The organism is Nocardioides sp., assembly GCF_051876515.1.
Classification (GTDB): domain Bacteria; phylum Actinomycetota; class Actinomycetes; order Propionibacteriales; family Nocardioidaceae; genus Nocardioides.
The window spans coordinates 15,722-34,657 of sequence record NZ_JBJEHY010000092.1 but is presented as its reverse complement, the minus strand read 5'-3'; the positions used below and the strand labels follow the sequence as shown (position 1 = coordinate 34,657).

Annotated in this window: 17 protein-coding genes; 7 read left to right on the top strand and 10 right to left on the bottom strand. The window is 72.4% G+C overall.

The annotated features are described in order from the left end of the window. Window position 1 precedes the first annotated feature (1 nt). Together ACI379_RS06745 and ACI379_RS06740 are read right to left on the bottom strand one after the other, a co-directional pair. The gene (locus ACI379_RS06745; RefSeq protein ID WP_439791311.1) at window positions 2-589 is read right to left on the bottom strand and encodes an HdeD family acid-resistance protein; all 588 of its coding nucleotides are present in this window, start codon (window positions 587-589) and stop codon (window positions 2-4) included. A 98-nt stretch (window positions 590-687) separates the two neighbouring features. Further along, on the bottom strand, window positions 688-1,890 hold the full coding sequence (locus tag ACI379_RS06740; RefSeq protein ID WP_439791310.1) for an MFS transporter: 1,203 nt from the start codon (window positions 1,888-1,890) through the stop codon (window positions 688-690). Between the two features lie 44 nt (window positions 1,891-1,934). Here ACI379_RS06740 and pyrE point away from each other — a divergent pair, with 44 nt between their 5' ends. Next, entirely contained in the window at window positions 1,935-2,465 is a 531-nt protein-coding gene (gene pyrE / locus ACI379_RS06735; RefSeq protein ID WP_439791309.1) for an orotate phosphoribosyltransferase, read from the top strand. A 72-nt stretch (window positions 2,466-2,537) separates the two neighbouring features. Here the strand turns inward: pyrE and acs are convergent, their stop codons facing one another. The 8 genes from acs to ACI379_RS06695 form a co-directional block, all read right to left on the bottom strand. Further along, complete coding sequence (gene acs, locus ACI379_RS06730; protein WP_439791308.1) at window positions 2,538-4,508, bottom strand: acetate--CoA ligase; 1,971 nt, start codon at window positions 4,506-4,508, stop codon at window positions 2,538-2,540. A 389-nt stretch (window positions 4,509-4,897) separates the two neighbouring features. Next, window positions 4,898-6,493 (bottom strand): solute symporter family protein, encoded by a 1,596-nt coding sequence (locus ACI379_RS06725; RefSeq protein ID WP_439791307.1) that lies wholly within the window; start codon window positions 6,491-6,493, stop codon window positions 4,898-4,900. Between the two features lies 1 nt (window position 6,494). Next, complete coding sequence (locus ACI379_RS06720; protein WP_439791306.1) at window positions 6,495-6,848, bottom strand: DUF485 domain-containing protein; 354 nt, start codon at window positions 6,846-6,848, stop codon at window positions 6,495-6,497. A gap of 190 nt (window positions 6,849-7,038) precedes the next feature. Beyond that, complete coding sequence (locus tag ACI379_RS06715) at window positions 7,039-7,332, bottom strand: hypothetical protein (protein ID WP_439791305.1); 294 nt, start codon at window positions 7,330-7,332, stop codon at window positions 7,039-7,041. Next, the gene (locus tag ACI379_RS06710) at window positions 7,329-7,724 is read right to left on the bottom strand and encodes a hypothetical protein (RefSeq protein ID WP_439791304.1); all 396 of its coding nucleotides are present in this window, start codon (window positions 7,722-7,724) and stop codon (window positions 7,329-7,331) included. Before ACI379_RS06710 ends, ACI379_RS06715 begins: the two co-directional genes overlap by 4 nt. A 12-nt stretch (window positions 7,725-7,736) precedes the next feature. Beyond that, window positions 7,737-8,906, bottom strand: a complete 1,170-nt coding sequence (locus tag ACI379_RS06705; RefSeq protein ID WP_439791303.1) for a hypothetical protein — start codon at window positions 8,904-8,906, stop codon at window positions 7,737-7,739. Further along, complete coding sequence (locus ACI379_RS06700) at window positions 8,903-9,211, bottom strand: WXG100 family type VII secretion target (RefSeq protein WP_439791302.1); 309 nt, start codon at window positions 9,209-9,211, stop codon at window positions 8,903-8,905. The genes ACI379_RS06705 and ACI379_RS06700 overlap by 4 nt, the downstream gene beginning before the upstream one ends. Next, on the bottom strand, window positions 9,211-9,510 hold the full coding sequence (locus tag ACI379_RS06695) for a WXG100 family type VII secretion target (RefSeq protein WP_439791301.1): 300 nt from the start codon (window positions 9,508-9,510) through the stop codon (window positions 9,211-9,213). The genes ACI379_RS06700 and ACI379_RS06695 overlap by 1 nt, the downstream gene beginning before the upstream one ends. Before the next feature lie 68 nt (window positions 9,511-9,578). Here ACI379_RS06695 and ACI379_RS06690 point away from each other — a divergent pair, with 68 nt between their 5' ends. The 6 genes from ACI379_RS06690 to ACI379_RS06665 all read left to right on the top strand — a co-directional run bounded on the left by ACI379_RS06690 (window position 9,579) and on the right by ACI379_RS06665 (window position 18,917). Further along, window positions 9,579-11,051 carry an MFS transporter gene (locus ACI379_RS06690; protein ID WP_439791300.1) on the top strand — a complete coding sequence of 491 codons (1,473 nt, stop codon included), beginning with the start codon at window positions 9,579-9,581 and terminating at the stop codon, window positions 11,049-11,051. 1 nt (window position 11,052) lies between these two features. Beyond that, on the top strand, window positions 11,053-13,104 hold the full coding sequence (locus tag ACI379_RS06685) for a molybdopterin oxidoreductase family protein (protein ID WP_439791299.1): 2,052 nt from the start codon (window positions 11,053-11,055) through the stop codon (window positions 13,102-13,104). 25 nt (window positions 13,105-13,129) lie between these two features. After that, window positions 13,130-14,503: an FAD-dependent oxidoreductase gene (locus ACI379_RS06680; protein ID WP_439791298.1), complete on the top strand. Its 1,374-nt coding sequence runs from the start codon at window positions 13,130-13,132 to the stop codon at window positions 14,501-14,503. Between the two features lie 204 nt (window positions 14,504-14,707). Beyond that, window positions 14,708-17,365 (top strand): nitrite reductase large subunit NirB, encoded by a 2,658-nt coding sequence (gene nirB, locus ACI379_RS06675; protein ID WP_439791297.1) that lies wholly within the window; start codon window positions 14,708-14,710, stop codon window positions 17,363-17,365. After that, window positions 17,362-17,790 (top strand): nitrite reductase small subunit NirD, encoded by a 429-nt coding sequence (gene nirD / locus ACI379_RS06670; RefSeq protein ID WP_439791296.1) that lies wholly within the window; start codon window positions 17,362-17,364, stop codon window positions 17,788-17,790. Before nirB ends, nirD begins: the two co-directional genes overlap by 4 nt. Further along, window positions 17,787-18,917: a uroporphyrinogen-III synthase gene (locus tag ACI379_RS06665; protein ID WP_439791295.1), complete on the top strand. Its 1,131-nt coding sequence runs from the start codon at window positions 17,787-17,789 to the stop codon at window positions 18,915-18,917. The genes nirD and ACI379_RS06665 overlap by 4 nt, the downstream gene beginning before the upstream one ends. Window positions 18,918-18,936 lie beyond the last annotated feature (19 nt).

Below are 18,936 nucleotides of genomic sequence, written 5' to 3'. Positions count from 1 at the left end.
CTCAGCCTTGGGCGGGGCTCGTCGGGAACTCCGGTGCCTGCCCAGCCGCGAGGTCGTGGGACTGGCTGCGCAGCGCGAACGCCGCGACCAGCAGCACTACGCCCCACACGACGGCGAGGACACCGAGGACCACGGCGACACCCAGCGCGGCACGCCCCGGGTTGGCCATGAACAGCACGCCCAGCACGATGTCCAGCACGCCGGTCACCGCGATGAGTGCCTTCGCGCCTGCGCCGGGGGCTCGGACCGCGGCCACGACCTCGAGGAGACCGCGGACCAGGAGCCACACGCCGAGCACCCAGGTGATGGCCACGGCGGTGACACCGGGACGCAGGATGGCGATCGCGGCGGCGGCCAGGGAGAGGGCGGCGAGGACGCCAGCCAGCGCGCGGGTACCGCCCGGCACCCCCTTGGCGAAGACGACGGCCAGGGCTCCAGCCCCGTCCACGAGCGCCCACACGCCCCACAAGACGACGAAGGCGAGCACGGTCGCCTGCGGCCACGCGATCGCCACGACACCGAGCACCACGCCGACCACGGCGCGCAGGGCCAGCGCCTTCCACGACACGTCGAGCCAGTTCTGGGGCATGTCTCCTCCTCCGTACGGTCCCGGCAGCGTAGGAGCTGCCCGACCCGCGCGCGGCGCCGAGCGTGTCGTTTCACCCGTAACGGGTGAGCGCGCACGGGTCAGCGGGTGGCGGCGCGGCGGCGGTCCAACGCACGAGCGCACCCGGTCGCCCACGCGGCTCCGGCCAGAGTGGCGCCGCCGAGGGCGAGGCAGGCCGCGCCCAGCGGCACCGCGGCGACCAGCACCCCCAGCGCCAGGGGTGCGGAGCCGGAGCCGAGCTCGGCGACCAGCCGCCACCCGCCCAGGTACTGCGCGCGGCCGGCCTGTGGCGCGGTGTCGGCGCCCATGGTGAGCACGATGCCCGACCCCATCCCGTTGCCGACGGCGATCACGCAGGCCACCGCGAGCACGGTGCCGAACGTGTCCGCGAGGGGGAGCAGCAGACAGCCCAGGGCGGCGCCCACGACCACGCAGAACGCCACCGGTGCCCGGCCGTGGTGGTCCATCACCCAGCCCGCCGGGTAGAAGAAGCAGACGTCGACGGCGGCCGCGATGCCGACGATCAGCGACGTCGAGGCGGCCGAGAGACCCACGTGCTCGCACCACAGCGGCAGCAGCACGAACCGCAGCGAGCGTGAGCCCTGGATCACCGCGACGGCGCTGCCGTACACGAGCAGGTCGCGGCGGTGGGACAGCAGCACCGAGACGACCGACGGCCCCGGCCCGGCCGTCCGGTCGTGGGCGCCCAGGTCAGGCATGGTCTGCACGGCCAGCACCGACAGCAGCGCGGTGAGGGCGGCGAGGGCGAAGACCGACGCCAGGCCGTACGCGTGGATCAGCCCGGCGCCGACCAGGGGGCCGAGGAGCAGGCCGATCCGGAAGACGCCGCCCATGGTCGACATGGCCCGCGCCCGGTGGGTCTCGCCGAAGGCGTCGATCAGGAAGCCCTGCCGTGCCTGCATCGCGACCGTGGTGGTCATGCCGAGCCCGAACCCGACACCGGCGAAGACGGCGAGCGAGTCCGTACGCCACGCCAGCAGGCACAGCGCCGCCTCGGCGACGCCCATGATCGTCATCGCCCAGCGTTCGCCCACCCTGCTGATCAGCGCACCCGAGGGCAGCGCCATCAGCAGCGTCCCGACGCTGACCAGTGCCACCAGGGCGGCCGCCTCGCCCACGCTGGCACCCAGCGCCCGCGCGTGCAGCGGGAGGACCGGCAGCACCGCACCGAACCCGATCGAGGTGAGCAGCGGTGGCCCGAACGCGGGCAGGGCGACGCGGCGCAGGGGCGGCGGGGTCGTGATGTCGTGGGTGGTCACCATGGGTGCCCCGATCGTAGGCGCGGCCTCCCGGTAGATTGCGGCGCATGGCCGCCGACCCCACCCTCGCCGCTGACATCGACTCGACCTGCCGCCTGACCGGGGAGTTCACGCTCCGCTCGGGCCAGGTGTCGAACGAGTACTTCGACAAGTACCTCTTCGAGGCCGACCCGGCCCTGCTCGAGCGCGTGGCCGCCCAGATGGTCGACCTGCTCCCCGAGGGCACCGAGCTGCTCGGCGGCCTCGAGCTCGGCGGCGTCCCGATCGCCACGATGGTGTCGGCCAAGACCGGCATCCCGGCGCTGTTCGTGCGCAAGAAGGCGAAGGAGTACGGCACCTGCAAGCTGGCCGAGGGCCAGGACGTCGCCGGCCGCCGTGTCACCCTCGTCGAGGACGTCATCACCACCGGCGGTGCCGTGCGTGACGCCGTACGGGCGCTGCGCGAGGCCGGAGCCGTCGTCGAGGTCGTGGTCTGCGCGATCGACCGCTCGCCCGCCGGTGAGAACCCGCTGGCCGACGTCGAGCTCGAGGTCCGCCCCGTGCTGACCAAGGCCCAGCTGGACGCCGCCCGCGGCTGAGGCATCCCACGTACGACCCCCGCACGACTGAGGCCCCCGACCAGCAGGTCGGGGGCCTCGTGCGTGCTCAGGTCACTTGCCGAGTGCGGCGTCGCGTGCCTTGATCAGGTCCATCACGCCCGCGTCGGCCAGCGTGGTGACGTCGCCGATGTCGCGTCCCTCGGCGAGGTCCTTGAGCAGGCGGCGCATGATCTTGCCCGAGCGGGTCTTGGGCAGCTCGGGCACCACCAGCACCTGGCGCGGCTTGGCGATGGCGCCGATCTCCTTGGCCACGTGGGCGCGCAGCTCCTCGGAGATGTTCTCCCCGCCGTCGCCCGCGGACTCGCGCAGGATGACGAACGCGCAGACGGCCTGACCGGTGGTGTCGTCGGCGGCACCGACGACGGCGGCCTCGGCGACCTTGGGGTGCGAGACCAGGGCCGACTCGATCTCCGTGGTCGAGAGGCGGTGGCCGGACACGTTCATGACGTCGTCGACGCGGCCCAGCACCCAGATGTCGCCGTCCTCGTCCTTCTTGGCGCCGTCGCCGGCGAAGTAGAGGCCCTGCCAGCGCGACCAGTAGGTGTCCTTGAACCGCTGGTCGTCGCCCCACAGGGTGCGCAGCATCGCCGGCCACGGCTCGCGCAGCACCAGGTAGCCGCCGGTGCCGTCGGGGACCGAGTTCGCGTCGTCGTCGACCACGTCGGCGGCGATGCCGGGCAGCGCCTTCATCGCCGAGCCCGGCTTGCCCTCGGTGACGCCGGGCAGCGGGCTGATCAGGATCTGGCCGGTCTCGGTCTGCCACCAGGTGTCCACGACGGGGCAGTTGCCGCCGCCGATGACCTCGCGGTACCAGACGTACGCCTCCGGGTTGATGGGCTCGCCGACCGACCCGAGCAGGCGCACCGAGGAGAGGTCGAAGCCGTCGGGGATCTCGCGTCCCTGCTTCATGAACGTCCGGATCGCGGTGGGAGCGGTGTAGAAGATCGTCACGCCGTACTTCTCGATGATCTCCCACCAGCGGCCCTTGTGCGGGGCGTCCGGGGTGCCCTCGTACATGACCTGGGTGGCGCCGTTGGCGAGCGGCCCGTAGACGAGGTACGAGTGGCCGGTCACCCAGCCCACGTCGGCGGTGCACCAGTAGACGTCGGTGTCGGCCTTGAGGTCGAAGACGGCCCAGTGCGTGTACGAGGTGCCGGTGAGGTAGCCGCCCGTGGTGTGCAGGATGCCCTTCGGCTTGCCCGTGGTGCCGGAGGTGTACATGACGTACAGCGGGTGCTCGGAGTCGTGCATCTCGGCGGTGTGCTCCGGGGAGGCGGAGCCGACCACGTCGTGCCACCACACGTCGCGGGAGTCGTCCCAGGCGACGTCCTGACCCGTACGGCGGACCACGACGACGCGCTCGACGAGCCCGGTCTGGACGGCGTCGACCTTGGCGACGGCCTCGTCCACGGCCGGCTTGAGCGCGGAGGGGGCGCCGCGGCGGTAGCCGCCGTCGGAGGTGATGACGACCTTGGCCTGGCAGTCCTCGATGCGCGAGGCGAGCGCGTCGGCGGAGAAGCCGCCGAAGACCACGGTGTGGATCGCGCCGAGGCGGGCGCAGGCGAGCATGGCGACCGCGACCTCGGGGATCATCGGCATGTAGATCGCTACCCGGTCGCCCTTGGTGACGCCCAGCTCGGTCAGCGCGTTGGCCGCGCGGGAGACCTCGGCGAGGAGGTCGGAGTAGGTGATGTCGCGGGTGTCCTCGGCCGGCTCGCCGACCCAGTGGATCGCGACCTTGTCGCCCCGTCCGGCGGCCACGTGACGGTCCACGCAGTTGACCGAGGCGTTGATCTCGCCACCCACGAACCACTTCGCGAACGGCGGGTTGGACCAGTCGAGGACCTGGTCCCACTTCTTGCCCCAGTCGAGACGCTCGGCGGCCTCGGCCCAGAAGGCCTCGCGGTCGGCGGCGGCGCGCTCGTACGCCTCGGCCTTCACGTTGGCGTTGGCGGCGAGGTCGGCCGGCGGTGCGAATCGGCGGTTCTCGTGGAGCAGGTTGGACAGGGTCTCGTCCGACATGGAGTCCTCCTCGGAATCATGTTCATGGATTAGCGGCAATCTAGCGCCTGGTTCCAGGCGGGTGTCCGGCGGTCTCGTGGTGACGGTCGCCCGTGAGGCGGACCCGGCGGTCGACGAGCCTGAGTGTCGTACGTCACGCCCACCGTATTCCGCGTCACAGGGCGGCCACCAGAAGGGTGCGGCCCAACGGTTCCGATGGTGCGACGAACGGTCCCCGGCGTCCGGTCGTCGCGATCTGAGTACCGCTGCTCAGGCGGGTGCGGCGGTACGGCTGGCAGGCTCGACGCCGGGCCGCCGCTCCACAGGGGTGAGCGGGGCGGCCCTTCGACGACGAAGACCCCGGGTCCCTTCGGGGGAAGGGCCCGGGGTCTTCGTGCGTCCTGGGTCGATCAGTGCTGGACGGCACCCTCGGCGCCCGCGCCGGTCAGGGCGCGGACCTCGAGCTCGGTGTACCGCTCCTCGGCAGCCGGCTCGTGCGAGGTCAGCGTGCCGATGATGCCCAGCAGGAAGCCGCCCGGGATGGAGACGATGCCCGGGTTGGCCAGCGGGAACCACGCGAAGTCGACGTTCGGGAAGAGCGACGTCTCCGCCCCCGACATGACGGGCGAGAAGGCCACCAGCCCGACGGCGAGGATCAGGCCGCCGTAGATGCTCCACGTCGCGCCGCGGGTGTTGAACCGCCGCCAGAACATGTTCATCAGGATCGCCGGCAGGTTCGCCGACGCGGCGACCGCGAACGCGAGGGCCACCAGGAAGGCGATGTTGAGGCTCTGCGCCGGGATCGCCAGCAGGATCGAGACCAGGCCGATGACGCCGGCCGCGATCCGGCTGACCTTCAGCTCCTCGGCCTCGGTGGCCTCCCCGTGCCGGAAGACCGAGTTGTACAGGTCGTGCGCCACCGACATCGACGAGGTCAGGGTGAGGCCCGCGACCACCGCGAGGATCGTGGCGAACGCGACCGCCGCGATCAGGGCCAGGAGGATGGCGCCTCCCGTGGAGCCGATGCCGCCGCCGACGACCTCGGCCAGCTTCGGTGCCGCCAGGTTGCCGGCCGCGTCGAAGTCGGTCTTCTTCAGCAGGGCCGCGGCGCCGAAGCCGAGGACCAGCGTGAACAGGTAGAAGGTGCCGATCAGGCCGATCGCCCACAGCACCGACTTGCGCGCGTCGCGGCTGGTCGGGGTCGTGTAGAAGCGGATCAGGATGTGCGGGAGGCCCGCGGTGCCCAGCACCAGTGCGATGCCCAGCGAGATGAAGTCGATCTTGCTGGTCAGCGTGGCGCCGTACTTCAGGCCCGGCTGCAGGAACGCCTCGCCGGAGCCGGAGTTGGTCGCGGCGGTACCGAGCAGGTCGGAGATGTTGAAGTTGAACTTGATCAGCACCAGGGCCACGATCAGCGCGGAACCGAGCATCAGCAGCACGGCCTTGATCATCTGGACGTACGTCGTGCCCTTCATGCCGCCGACGGTGACGTAGAAGATCATCAGCAGGCCGACAATGAAGATGGTGATGTTCTTGACCGTGCCGGAGTCGATGCCCAGCAGCAGGGCCACCAGGGCGCCCGCGCCGACCATCTGGGCCAGCAGGTAGAAGATCGAGACGACCACGGTCGAGACGGCGGCGGCCGTACGGACCGGGCGCTGCCGCATGCGGTAGGCCAGCTGGTCGGCCATCGTGTAGCGGCCGGAGTTGCGCAGGACCTCGGCGACCAGCAGCAGGGCCACCAGCCACGCCACCAGGAAGCCGATCGAGTACAGGAAGCCGTCGTAGCCGTAGAGCGCGATGGCACCGGTGATGCCGAGGAACGAGGCCGCCGACATGTAGTCGCCGCCGATGGCCAGGCCGTTCTGGAAGCCCGAGAACCCGCGGCCGCCGGCGTAGTAGTCGGCCGCCCCGGAGGTCTGCTTGCTGGCCCGCAGCGTCACCACGATGGTCAGGGCGACCACCGCGAGGAAGAGGACCGTGGTGAGGATCTGGTTGCCGTCCATGTCAGTTGCCTCCGGCCCGTCGCGAGTCGTACTCCTCGGTGAGCTGGCGGGCCAGCGGGTCGAGGTGCTTGTTGGAGTACTGGCTGTAGAGAGCGGCGATCACGAACGTGCTCACGAACTGCAGGAGCCCGAAGACGAGCGCCACGTTGATGTGGCCCACGAGCTTGTGGTTCATGAACCCCGGCGCGAACATCGACATCACGACGTAGAGCGCGTACCAGCCCATGAAGACGACGGTCGCGGGGATGATGAATCGGCGGTACAGGTGGCGCAGGCGTGCGAACTCGGGCTTGGCCGAGAGCTCGTCGTACACCGGATCGTGACGGTCGGCCTGGTCGTGGCTTGATGTAGTCACCGGTTGCTCCTTTCCGGACAGGGCCACGCAGGTGTGACCTCTGTCACCGTGGCAGCAGCCGGAACGGTGTGGCGAGAGTCACGGTCGCAGCCGTCGCCGGGTGGCGCCCAGCACGCGCCAAGCGGTTGCTCTGGTACGACGAGCGGTCGCCGGTCTGGTCGTCACTCGAGGCTGGAACGGCCAGACGGGGTCAGCGGGGCAGCTCGATGCTCCGCACGACATCCGCCCCCGCCTCGATGGCCTCGCCACGATCGGCGGGCGACATCTCCGACCACGCAGTGTCGAACGCGGCCAGCCCGCGCTCGATGAGCGTGGCCACGGACGGTGTGCTCGCGACCTCGCTGAGCGAGGCACGTCCCTCGACGTACGCGGAGACCGCGCGCCGCAGGTCCTGGCCCTCCGCGTCGCGGGGGAGGTTCTGCAGGGCCTGGGCCAGGTACGCCTTGAACTTCACGTCGTCCTGCGGGTCGGGAGCGTCGCTCACTCGGACTCCAGGGAGGACCGGCCGAGCGTCAGTTCGTCCCAGGCGTCGATGTACTGGCGGCTGGCCGGTCGGAGCACCCCGGCCAGCAGCGGGGCCTCCAGGCGGCCGCGGGAGACGGCGTTCGCCAAGGACTCGAGCAGACCGGTGGCGATCCCGGTGCTCAGGGCGTCGTCGGCACGCGTGAGGTAACGCTCGATCACGGTGAAGGCCTGCCCGGCGGCCTCGGGGGACAGACGGGGCAGCACGGTGGCCAACGCTCCCCCCAGGTAGCCGAGCCACGACGTCGGGATGTCGTGGTCCGGCTCGGCCTGCTCGCCCTCGTCGCGCATCGCCGCGGGGAGTTCCGGCACGGCCGTGTAGAGGGCGCGGGTGAACTCGTCCAGGTACTGCATCGGTGGTGCTCCTCAGTTGCCGTTCAGTGCATCCTGCATGTCACGGATGACGTTCTCCGCAGCGGCCCGGTCCCCGGGCGTGGCCTTGGGGTTGTTCTTGAGCCACTTCTCCAGCTCGCGGATCTTGTCCTCCGCCTTCTGGCTGTGCCACTTGCCGCCCGTCGGCTTGCCCATCGCCTTGCGCAGCTGCTCGACGTACTTGCTGTGCTTGGCCGCGTTGGCGGCGTCGCTGACCCGTCTGAACCGCTTGGCCAGGAAGGGGATCTTCCGCCCCGCGGTGACGATCTTGGCCACCGCGCCGACCTTCACCGCGGCCTTCATCGCGGAGAACGCCTTGACGACCTTGCGTCCCGCCGAGGCGAGGCGCCATCCTGCGATGGCCGTGCCGCCACCCGCGCTGATGCCGGCGGTGAAGAAGGCGAGGCCGCCCGCCACCACGGCCGTGATGCCGACCTCGATGGCGAGGTCCTTCAGGATGTCCTTGACCGTCTCGCGCACGGCCTCCACCTGATCGGCGTAGCCGCGGCACGCGGAGCCCAGCTCGCCCACGTGGTGGCCCAGCTCGTCCACCTCGAGCTTGAGGTTGCTGATCACGCCGATCGCGGTGTCGATGTCCGCCGAGTCCTGCTGACGCAGCACGGACAGCGCCGAGTCGATGTGGGGGAGCACGGACTCGGTGATGGTGGTCTGGAACTTCTTCCACGCGTCGCCGACCGAGCGGAGCGTGTCCACGTCGGCGCCCGGCCACGTGTACCCCTCCAGGTAGTCGGTGATCTTGTCCCACAGGTCGGGGGTGTTGGGGTCGTCGCCACCCACCGAGCTGGGCGGTGTGTAGGGCGTGACCGAGACGGTGGTGTCGGGAGGCACGCAGGCGTTGAGCTCGGGCGGGTTGGCGCTGTAGACCGACGCCAGGTTGGCGTTGGAGTGGTTGCCGGCGGTCAGGTAGACCAGCCGCGCCATGCCAGCCAGGGCGTCGACCATCTCCGCGGCAGCGTGCATGGCGTCCTTGGCCGCGGTGTCGTACTGCCCGGCGAAGTCCTCGGAGGTCTTGTCGTCACCGGCCATGTTCCCCGAGCTGGCGATCCAGCCCTTGAGGGTGCCGTACGCGACGGCCGCCGCCCCGTTGGCGTCGGCGAAGTGGTCGGCTGCCTTGAGGACCTCGTCGGGATCGATCCTCGTCATGCGAGCCCCTGCCACAGGCCGAGGTTGTCTGTGATGACCTTCGTGTAGTTGCCGTGCGCGCTGCGACCGGCGGAGCGGAGCTCGGCCAGCGAGGCGCGCATGGCCCGCATGCCGAGCTGCCACTCCTCCTGGGCCTCGCGCTGGGCCTGGGCGCTGAGACCCTCCCACACGGAGTGCAGGGACCTCATGTCCCGCTCCAGGTCCTCGAGCATGGCGTCCAGGGCCGCCTCGCACCGCTCGAGGTCGGTGATCACGCCGTCGAGCTCGTCGGGCTGGATCGAGTACGCGTTGCCGCCGGCCGCCATCAGCCGAGCCTGTCCACGATGCGCGCGGAGACCGCGTCGACCCGGGCCTGGGAGGCGTCGTCCTGCCGAACGAGGTCGTCGTGGACGGCCCGGACCAGCTCCGACATGGAGGTGAGCCCGTCCCGGACCTGGTCGGCCGCGACCTTCCAGTCCTCCCACGCGTCGGCGAAGCGGTCGGCAGCCACCCCCGTCCACCCGGACCCCAGGAACGCGCTGACCCGTTGGTCCGCCTTCGCCCGGTCGTCGCTCAGGCGGCCGGCCGGTGTGAGGCCGTGAGGAGAAGTTGACCCGAAGGCCACGGCGTGACGCGGGAGGTGACACACGCCGGTCGGAGGCTGGGGCCACGCCCGACCCGCTGGAGGCCCCCATGAGCACGACCACCACGCCCCGCCGTACCCGCCGCTGGATCACCGACTGGCGACCCGAGGACCCGGAGTTCTGGGAGGCCACGGGCCGCGCGGTCGCCCGCCGCAACCTCATCTGGTCGATCTTCGCCGAGCACGTCGGCTTCTCGGTGTGGCTGATCTGGAGCGTCTCGTCGGCGTTCCTGCTGGCCCAGGGGTTCGAGTTCAGCGCCCAGCAGCTGTTCCTGCTGGTGGCCCTGCCCAACCTCGTCGGCTCGCTGCTGCGGCTGCCGTACACCTTCGCCGTGCCGCGCTTCGGCGGGCGCAACTGGACCATCGCCAGCGCCGCCCTGCTGCTCGTGCCGACGGTGCTGTTCGCCCTCGCCGTGCAGAACCCGGCCACGCCGTACTGGGTCTTCTGCCTGATCGCGGCCACCGCGGGCGTCGGCGGCGGCAACTTCGCCTCGTCGATGGCCAACATCAACTTCTTCTACCCCGCCGACCGCAAGGGTGCGGCGCTCGGCCTCAACGCCGCCGGCGGCAACCTCGGCGTCGCGCTCATCCAGCTGCTGCTGCCCGTCGTGGTCGGCGGCGCCGGCATCTTCGGGCTGGTCAAGGCGTCCGGTGCCGGGGTCCACCTCGAGCGGGCCGCCTGGCTGTACGCCGGGCTCGCGATCCTCGCCACCCTTGCGGCGTGGCTGTGGATGGACAACCTCACCACCGCCACCAACGCGCCCCGCGGCGAGCAGGCCCAGGTGGTGCGCCAGCGCGAGACGTGGGTGATGTCCCTGCTCTACATCGGCACCTTCGGCTCCTTCATCGGCTACTCCGCCGCGATGCCGCTGCTGATCAAGCTCAACTTCTGGGTGCCCGAGCCCGCCCCGCTCGGCACCGGCATCTACTTCGCCTACTACGCCTTCCTCGGCGCTGGCGTCGGCTCCCTCACCCGTCCGTTCGGCGGCTGGCTCGCCGACCGGCTCGGGGGTGCGCGGGTCACGCTCGGCGCGTTCGTGGCGATGGTGGCATGCACCCTCGGGGTGCTGTGGGTCCTCACCCAGCTGACCCCCAACCCGACCGCGGACCCGGTGGTGGCCTCGGCCAACGCGGAGTGGTTCGGGCTGTTCCTCGGGTTCTTCCTGTGCATCTTCGCCGCCACCGGCATCGGCAACGGCTCCACGTACAAGATGATCCCCTCGATCTGGCGGGTGCGCGCCGAGCGCGCCACCACCCCCGGCACCCGCGAGCGGGCCGAGGCCCTGGCCGCCGCGACCCGGCAGTCCTCGGCGGCGCTCGGGATCATCGGCGCGGTGGGCGCGATGGGCGGCTTCCTGGTCCCGCTGGCGTTCTCCGCCCCGTGGGTCGCCGACCCGTTGTCGGCGACGCGGGGGGCGTTCGCGATCTTCACGGCCTACTACCTGCTCTGCGCGGCCGTGACGTGGGGCGTCTTCCTGCGCCGCGTCCAGCACGTCCGGGGCCTCGCCCGTGCCGGGATCTGAGGTGCGCCCGGCACCGGTCTCCTCCTCGGGTGCCACCGAGACGCACTGCCCCTACTGCTCGCTGCAGTGCGGGATGCGGCTGCGCGGCAGCCGTACGCCGGTGGTCGAGGCGTGGGAGGAGTTCGAGGTCAACGAGGGCGGGCTGTGCCGCAAGGGCTGGAACGCCGCCGGGCTGTACGGCAGCCGCGAGCGGCTCACCACCCCGCTGCGCCGGGACCGGGAGACCGGCGAGTGGTCTCCGCTGTCCTGGGACGAGGCCCTCGACCTGGTCGCTGAGGGGTTGCGGGCCGTGCGCGCCGAGCGGGGCGCCGACGCGGTGGCCGTCTTCGGTGGCGGCGGCCTGACCAACGAGAAGGCGTACACGCTGGGGAAGTTCGCCCGCGTCGCCCTGGGCACCTCGCAGATCGACTACAACGGCCGCTGGTGCATGTCGTCGGCCGCCTCGGCGGGGATCCGCGCGTTCGGGCTGGACCGCGGGCTGCCGTTCCCGCTGGCCGACGTCGAGGAGACCGACGTGCTCGTCCTCGTCGGCTCCAACCTCGCCGAGACGATGCCGCCCGCGGCCCGGCACCTCGACCGCCTGCGGGCACGCGGGGGGAAGGTCGTGGTCGTCGACCCGCGGCGCACCCCGACCGCGGAGCGTGCCGACGTCCTCGTCCAGCCGGTGCCCGGCACCGACCTCGCGCTCGCCCTCGGCGTGCTGCACCTGCTGGTCGCGGCAGGGGCCGTCGACGAGGACTATCTGGCGGCCCGGACGACCGGGTGGGAGCAGGTGCGCGAGTCGGCCGCCGCCTGGTGGCCCGAGCGGGTCGAGCGTGTCACCGGGGTCGCCGCCGACGAGGTGCGCGCGCTCGCGGACCTGCTCGCCGGGGCTGGCCGGGTGATGGCGCTGACCGCCCGTGGCGCGGAGCAGCACTCCACGGGCTCCGACACGGTGCTGGCGTGGATCAACGTGACCCTCGCGCTGGGCATGGTGGGCCGGCCCGGTGCCGGGTACGGCTGTCTCACCGGCCAGGGCAACGGGCAGGGCGGCCGGGAGCACGGGCAGAAGGCCGACCAGCTGCCCGGCTACCGACGCATCGACGACCCCGCCGCCCGCGCGCACGTGGCCTCGGTGTGGGGAGTGGACCCCGACTCCCTGCCCGGGCCGGGGCGCTCCGCGTACGAGCTGCTCGACGCGCTGGGCACCACTGAGGGCCCCTCCGCGATGCTCGTCCTGGGCTCCAACATCGTGGTCAGCGCCCCCAACGCCGACCACGTGCGTGCCCGCCTGGAGTCGCTCGACCTGCTCGTGGTCGCCGACGTCGTCATGTCGGAGACGGCCGCGATGGCCGACGTCGTGCTGCCGGTGACCCAGTGGGCCGAGGAGACCGGGACGATGACCAACCTGGAGGGCCGCGTCATCCTGCGCCAGCGGGCCGTACGGCCTCCGGCGGGGGTGCGCAGCGACCTCGACCTGCTCGTCGACCTGGCCGAGCGGCTCGGCGCGCCGGTGCCGTTCGAGCGCGACCCCGAGGCAGTGTTCGCCGAGCTCGGACGGGCCTCGGCGGGCGGTCCGGCCGACTACTCGGCCATCACCTACGACCGGATCCGCGCCGAGCAGGGCGTCTTCTGGGGTGGTGAGCGCCTCTTCGCCGACACCTTCGCCCACCCCGACGGCCGCGCCCGGATGCTGGTCGTGGAGCACCGGGGTGCGGCCGAGCAGCCGTGCGCGGAGTACCCGGTGCACCTGACCACCGGCCGCGTGCTGGCCCAGTACCAGTCGGGCGCGCAGACGCGTCGGGTGCGCTCGCTGCCCGACACCGGCGCCTTCGTGGAGATGCACCCGCTGCTGGCGGGCCGGCTCGGCGTGGCCGACGGCGAGCCCGTACGGCTGCGCACCCGCCGCGGACGGATGGTCGCACCCGCGCGGGTCGTGGGAACGGTGCGGCCCGACACCGTCTTCGTGCCGTTCCACTGGGTCGGGGTCAACCGACTCACCAACGACGCCCTCGACCCGGCGTCGCGAATGCCGGAGTTCAAGGTGTGCGCGGTCGAGGTGACCCCGGCATGAGCAGGCACAGGGTGAGGTGGACCCCGTGAGGATCGTCGTGGTCGGCGGCGGGATGGCCGCCGTACGGCTCGTCGAGGAGCTGCTGGCGCGCGGGTACGATGGCACCCGCGTCACGGTGCTCGCCGACGAACCGGTGGCGCCGTACAACCGGATCCTGCTCTCCGCGGTGCTCGAGGGGACCCACGACCCGTCCGCGCTGACCCTGCGCTCGCCGCAGTGGTTCGCCGAGCACGGGGTCACGCTCCGGCTGGGGGCTCGCGTCCTGGAGGTCGACCGCGGCGCCCGCGAGGTGATGCTCGTCGACGGTGAGCGCATCGGGTACGACCGGCTCGTCCTGGCGACCGGCTCCATCCCGACCCTGCCGCCCGTGCGCGGGCTGGTCCGCCTCGACGGCACGCTGCACCCGCGGGTGCACGCGTTCCGTTCGCTGGCCGACTGCGGGGGACTGGACGCGGCCGTCGTACCGGGGCAGCGGGCCGTGGTCGTGGGCGGTGGCCTGCTCGGCCTGCAGGTGGCGCGGGCACTGGTGGCACGCGGGATGCGTACGGAGGTCGTCGAGGGGGCCTCGCACCTGCTGGCCAGCCAGGTCGCCCCGGCCGCCGGCGCGGTGCTCGCCCGGACCCTGCGGCAGCTCGGCACCGAGGTCTACACCGGCGCCCGGGCCGTACGGCTCGACGACGACGGCCTGCGCCTGGACAACGGGTACACGCTGGCCACCGACCTGGTCGTGCTGGCCGCCGGCGGCCGACCGTCCACGGCCCTGGCCCGTCGTGCGGGGCTCATGGTCCGCCGCGGGATCGTGGTGGACTCCACGCTCGCCTCGGTCACCGACCCGTCGGTGCACGCCATCGGCGACTGCGCCAGCCACCGCGACCGGGTCACCGGATTCGTGCCGCCGGCCTGGGAGCAGGCGGGCGTGCTGGCCGACGTGCTGTGCGGCGGGACGGCGCGGTACGACGGGCGCCGCTCGGTGGCGCGCCTGCGCGCGACCGGCCTGGACGTCGCCGTGCTCGGCGACCCGCTGCGCACCGCCGGCGAGGTAGTCGAGGTGGCCAACCCGCTCGTCGGCTCGCACCGCCGGTTGGTCGTCGACGGCGGGCGGATCGTGGCGGCGGCGCTGGTCGGCGACCTGTCGCGGATCGGGCTCATCACCCAGTTGTACGACCGCGGCACCGTGCTCGGGCCCGGTGAGCCGGGGGCGCTGCTGATGCCCGAGGCGACCGACGCACCGCTGGTGCTGCCCGACTCCGCCGAGGTGTGCGCCTGCGCGGGGGTGAGCGCCGGCGAGGTCCGCGCGTGCGGCTCCTTCGAGGTCGCCCGGGAGCGGACCCGGGCGACGACCGGTTGCGGCGGGTGCCGCCCGGCGGTGGAGCGCCTGCTCGCTCCTGTCTCCGTGTGAGGCTCCCGGGGCGCAGCCCGGCAGGCAGTTCGCAGCCCCGCCGCCACCCTCTGGGCGTGGTGGCTCGGTGGCGCTCGCGAACTGCCTGCGCTGTGGCGCATGGGTGGTCGGCCGAGCGTGGGCCGTGAGCGGATGAGGGAGGGTTTTCCTCCCCGAAACATTGCGCGACACCAGAGTCAACGGGGCGTTCCTAGCGTCGTCGACATGACTCCCACACGCCCCCGGATCGTCGTCGTCGGCCATGGCATGGTCGGCCACCGCTTCGTCCAGGCCGCCGTCGAGCGAGGTCTCACGCAGACCCACGACGTGGTCGTCATCGGTGAGGAGACGCACGCCGCGTACGATCGCGTCGCCCTGACCAGCTGGTTCGCCGACGGCACCGAGGCCCTCTCCCTGCTGCCCGGCGGCGCGTACCAGGACCCGCGGGTGCGGCTCGTCCTGGACGCGGCCGTCACCGAGGTCGACCGGGGAGCCCGCACCGTGACGTTCGTGTCCCCGGCCGTCGCCGCGGTCGAGGAGCCGCTGGGCAGTCCCGGCACCGTCGAGGTGCTCGGCTACGACGTGCTGGTGCTCGCCACCGGGGCGGCCCCCTTCGTGCCTCCGGTGCCGGGACGGGGCCTGGCCGGCTGCTTCACGTACCGCACCATCGACGACCTCGAGGCGATCCGGGCCGCCAGCGCGGGTGCCACCTCCGGCATCGTCATCGGCGGCGGCCTGCTCGGGCTGGAGGCGGCCAACGCCCTGGTGCAGCTGGGCCTGAGCACCCACGTCGTGGAGATGGCTCCGCGCCTGATGCCGGTGCAGCTCGACGAGGCGGCCGGCCAGACGCTGGTGCGCCACATCGAGGGTCTCGGGGTCAGCGTGCACGCCGGGGTGCTGACCGAGGCGATCGAGGGCGACGGCGAGCCCGGCGCCGGAGGGGTCGTGACCGGCCTGCGGTACCGTCCCGCCGGCACCGAGGAGGGGGCCGCGACCACCACGATCGACGCCCAGGTCGTCGTCTTCTCCGCCGGCATCCGCCCCCGCGACGCCCTGGCCCGCGAGTGCGACCTCCCCGTCGCCGAGCGCGGCGGCATCCTGGTCGACGAGCAGTGCCGTACGGCCGACCCGGCGGTCTTCGCGATCGGGGAGTGCGCCGCCCCGGGGGGCACGATGTACGGCCTGGTGGCGCCCGGCTACACGATGGCCGAGGTCGTCGTGGACGCCCTGCTCGACGGCGCCGCCGCCTTCACCGGCGCCGACATGTCCACCAAGCTCAAGCTGCTCGGCGTCGACGTGGCCAGCTTCGGCGACGCGTTCGCGACGACCCCCGACGCGCTCGAGCTGACGTACGCCGACGCCGTGGCGGGGGTGTACAAGAAGCTCGTCGTCGGGGAGGCCGACGACGGCACCTACCGGCTGCTGGGCGGCATCCTCGTCGGCGACGCCAGCGCGTACGGGGTGCTGAGGCCGATGGTCTCCTCCGGCATGGCGCTGCCCGACAACCCCGAACAGCTGATCCTGCCCGGCTCCGACGGGGCCCCCGCTGGCGTGGGCATGCCCGACGAGGCGCAGGTGTGCTCGTGCAACGACGTCACCAAGGGACAGATCCTGGCCGCGGTGTCGGGGGTCTCGACAGGCTCGACCAGCGAGGGCCACGCCTGCGCCGATGCCGCGTGCGTCAAGGCGTGCACCCGCGCCGGGGGGACCTGCGGCTCCTGCTTCTCGGTCGTCAAGAACCTGGTCGAGGAGCACTTCGCGGCCACCGGCCAGACCGTCGACCGGAGCCTGTGCGAGCACTTCGGCCACACCCGTCAGGAGCTGTTCGACCTCGTCTCCGTGCACGGCTACCGGCGCTTCGACGACCTCCTGGAGGCGCACGGTCGCGGCGGTCGCGGGTGCGACGTCTGCAAGCCGGTGGTGGCGAGCATCCTGGCCAGCCAGTTCAACGGTCACGTGCTGGAGTCCGGCACCGCCAAGCTCCAGGACACCAACGACGCGTACCTGGCCAACATCCAGCGCAACGGCACGTACTCGGTGGTGCCGCGCATCCCCGGCGGCGAGATCACCCCCGACAAGCTCATCGTGATCGGCGAGGTGGCCCGCGACTTCGGGCTGTACACGAAGATCACCGGCGGCCAGCGGATCGACCTGTTCGGCGCCCGCGTCGAGCAGCTGCCGACCATCTGGCGCCGGCTGGTCGACGCGGGCTTCGAGTCCGGCCACGCGTACGGCAAGTCGCTGCGCACGGTGAAGTCGTGCGTCGGCTCCACGTGGTGCCGGTACGGGGTCCAGGACAGTGTCGGTCTCGCGATCGCGCTCGAGCTGCGCTACCGCGGTCTGCGCAGCCCGCACAAGCTGAAGGGCGGGGTGTCGGGGTGCGCGCGGGAGTGCGCCGAGGCCCGCGGCAAGGACTTCGGTGTCATCGCCACCGAGAAGGGCTGGAACCTGTACGTCGGTGGCAACGGGGGCGCGGTGCCCGCGCACGCGGTGCTGCTCGCCGGCGACCTCGACACGGGGACGCTGGTCTCCTACCTCGACCGGTTCCTCATGTACTACGTCCGGACGGCCGACCGGCTGCAGCGGACCTCGACCTGGATCGACCGCCTCGACGGCGGGCTGGATCGGGTCCGCGAGGTCGTGGTCGACGACGCCCTGGGGCTCGGGGCCGAGCTGGAGGCGGAGATGGCGCGCCATGTCGGCAGCTACGTCGACGAGTGGCAGGCCACGCTCGAGGACCCTGAGAAGCTCGCCCGCTTCACCTCCTTCGTCAACGCGCCCGGCACCCCCGACCCGGCGATCGCGTTCACCACCGAGCGCGACCAGATCCAGCCGGCGACCGTCGAGCTCGGCGCCCGCATCCCGGTCGGGGCGCCCCGGTGAGCGGCCCGGTGACCGGCCCGGTGAGCCCCGACCTCGTCGGCTTCGAGCCGGTCTGCGAGCTGACTGCCATCGCACCCGAGACGGGCGTCGCGGCGCTGGTCCACGGCGTCGGGGTCGCGGTGTTCCGTACGCACGCCGACGAGGTCTTCGCGCTCGGCAACGTGGACCCGTTCTCCGGCGCCTCCGTCCTCTCGCGGGGCATCGTCGGCACCCGGGGCGAGGTGCCCGTGGTCTCCTCGCCGATGTACAAGCAGGCCTTCGACCTGAGGACCGGCCGCTGCCTCGACGACGTCTCAGCGGCGGTCGACTCGTACGATGTCGCCGTCGTCGCGGGTAGCGTGCTGGTCGGTCCGGTACGCGTGCCGGCCCCGCTGGACGACCTGGTGGACGACCTGGTGGACGACCTGGCGCGGGAGGCCGGATGAGTGCGGCGATCGACGAGGCGCGACCGCTCACGGGGTTCCGGATCGGCGTCACCGCCGCTCGCAAGGTCGACGAGCAGATCGGCATGCTCACCCGCCGCGGCGCCGACGTGGAGTGGGGCGCGGCGCTGTCGACCGAGCCCAACCACATCGACGACGCTGAGCTGCGGGCCGCCACCGAGCAGGTCCTGGCCCGCCGCGTCGACGTCTTCCTGGCCACCACCGGCATCGGGATGAAGGTCTGGTTGGACGCCGCGCAGCGCTGGGGGATCGGCGAGAGGCTCGTCGCGCACCTGGCCGACGCCGAGATCCTGGCCCGCGGGCCGAAGAGCGTCGGCGTGCTGCGCCGCAACGGGCTGCGCGAGCTGTGGGCGCCGGAGTCGGAGTGCTTCGAGGACGTGCTCGCGCACCTGCGCGGACGCGACCTGTCCGGCGTACGGATCGTCGTGCAGGAGCACGGCCAGTCGCTGTCGATGGCCGCGCACGCGCTGCGCCGCCAGGGGGCCGAGGTGACCACGGTGCCGGTGTACCGGGTGGCGAGCGCGGAGGACCCGACGCCGATGTTCCGGCTCGTCGACCTGATCGCCGACCGGGCGCTGGATGCCGTCACCTTCACCTCGGCGCCCGCGGTGGCCGCGCTCATGGACGCCAGCGTCGCGACGGGACGGCGCGACGACGTGATCGCCGCGTTCCAGTCGGCGGTGGTCGCCGCCTGCGTGGGGCCGGTGACCGCGGCGGCGTTCGAGATGTGGGGCGTGCCGACGCTCTTCCCCGAACGCTCCCGGCTGGCGCCGATGGTGCGGATGCTGGAGCTCGAGCTGCCCTCGCGGCGCGACGGGCTGGAGATCCTGCTCGCCGACGGCCGCCAGCTGCTGGTGCACTCCGACCGGGTGCTGGCCGACGGGGTGGAGGTTCCGCTCTCGCCGGCACCGGCGGCGGTGCTGTCCTGCCTGCTGGTCAACCCCGGCCACGTGGTCTCCCGCCAGGCGCTCCTCGCCGCGCTGCCCAGCGGTCAGGCGGGCTCGGAGCACGCCGTGGAGATGGCGGTGGCGCGGCTGCGGGCGGCGATCGGCACCCGGGCGGTCCTGACCGTGGTCAAGCGGGGGTACCGGCTGGCCGTCGCTGCCTGAGGTCGCTGCCTGCCCTCGC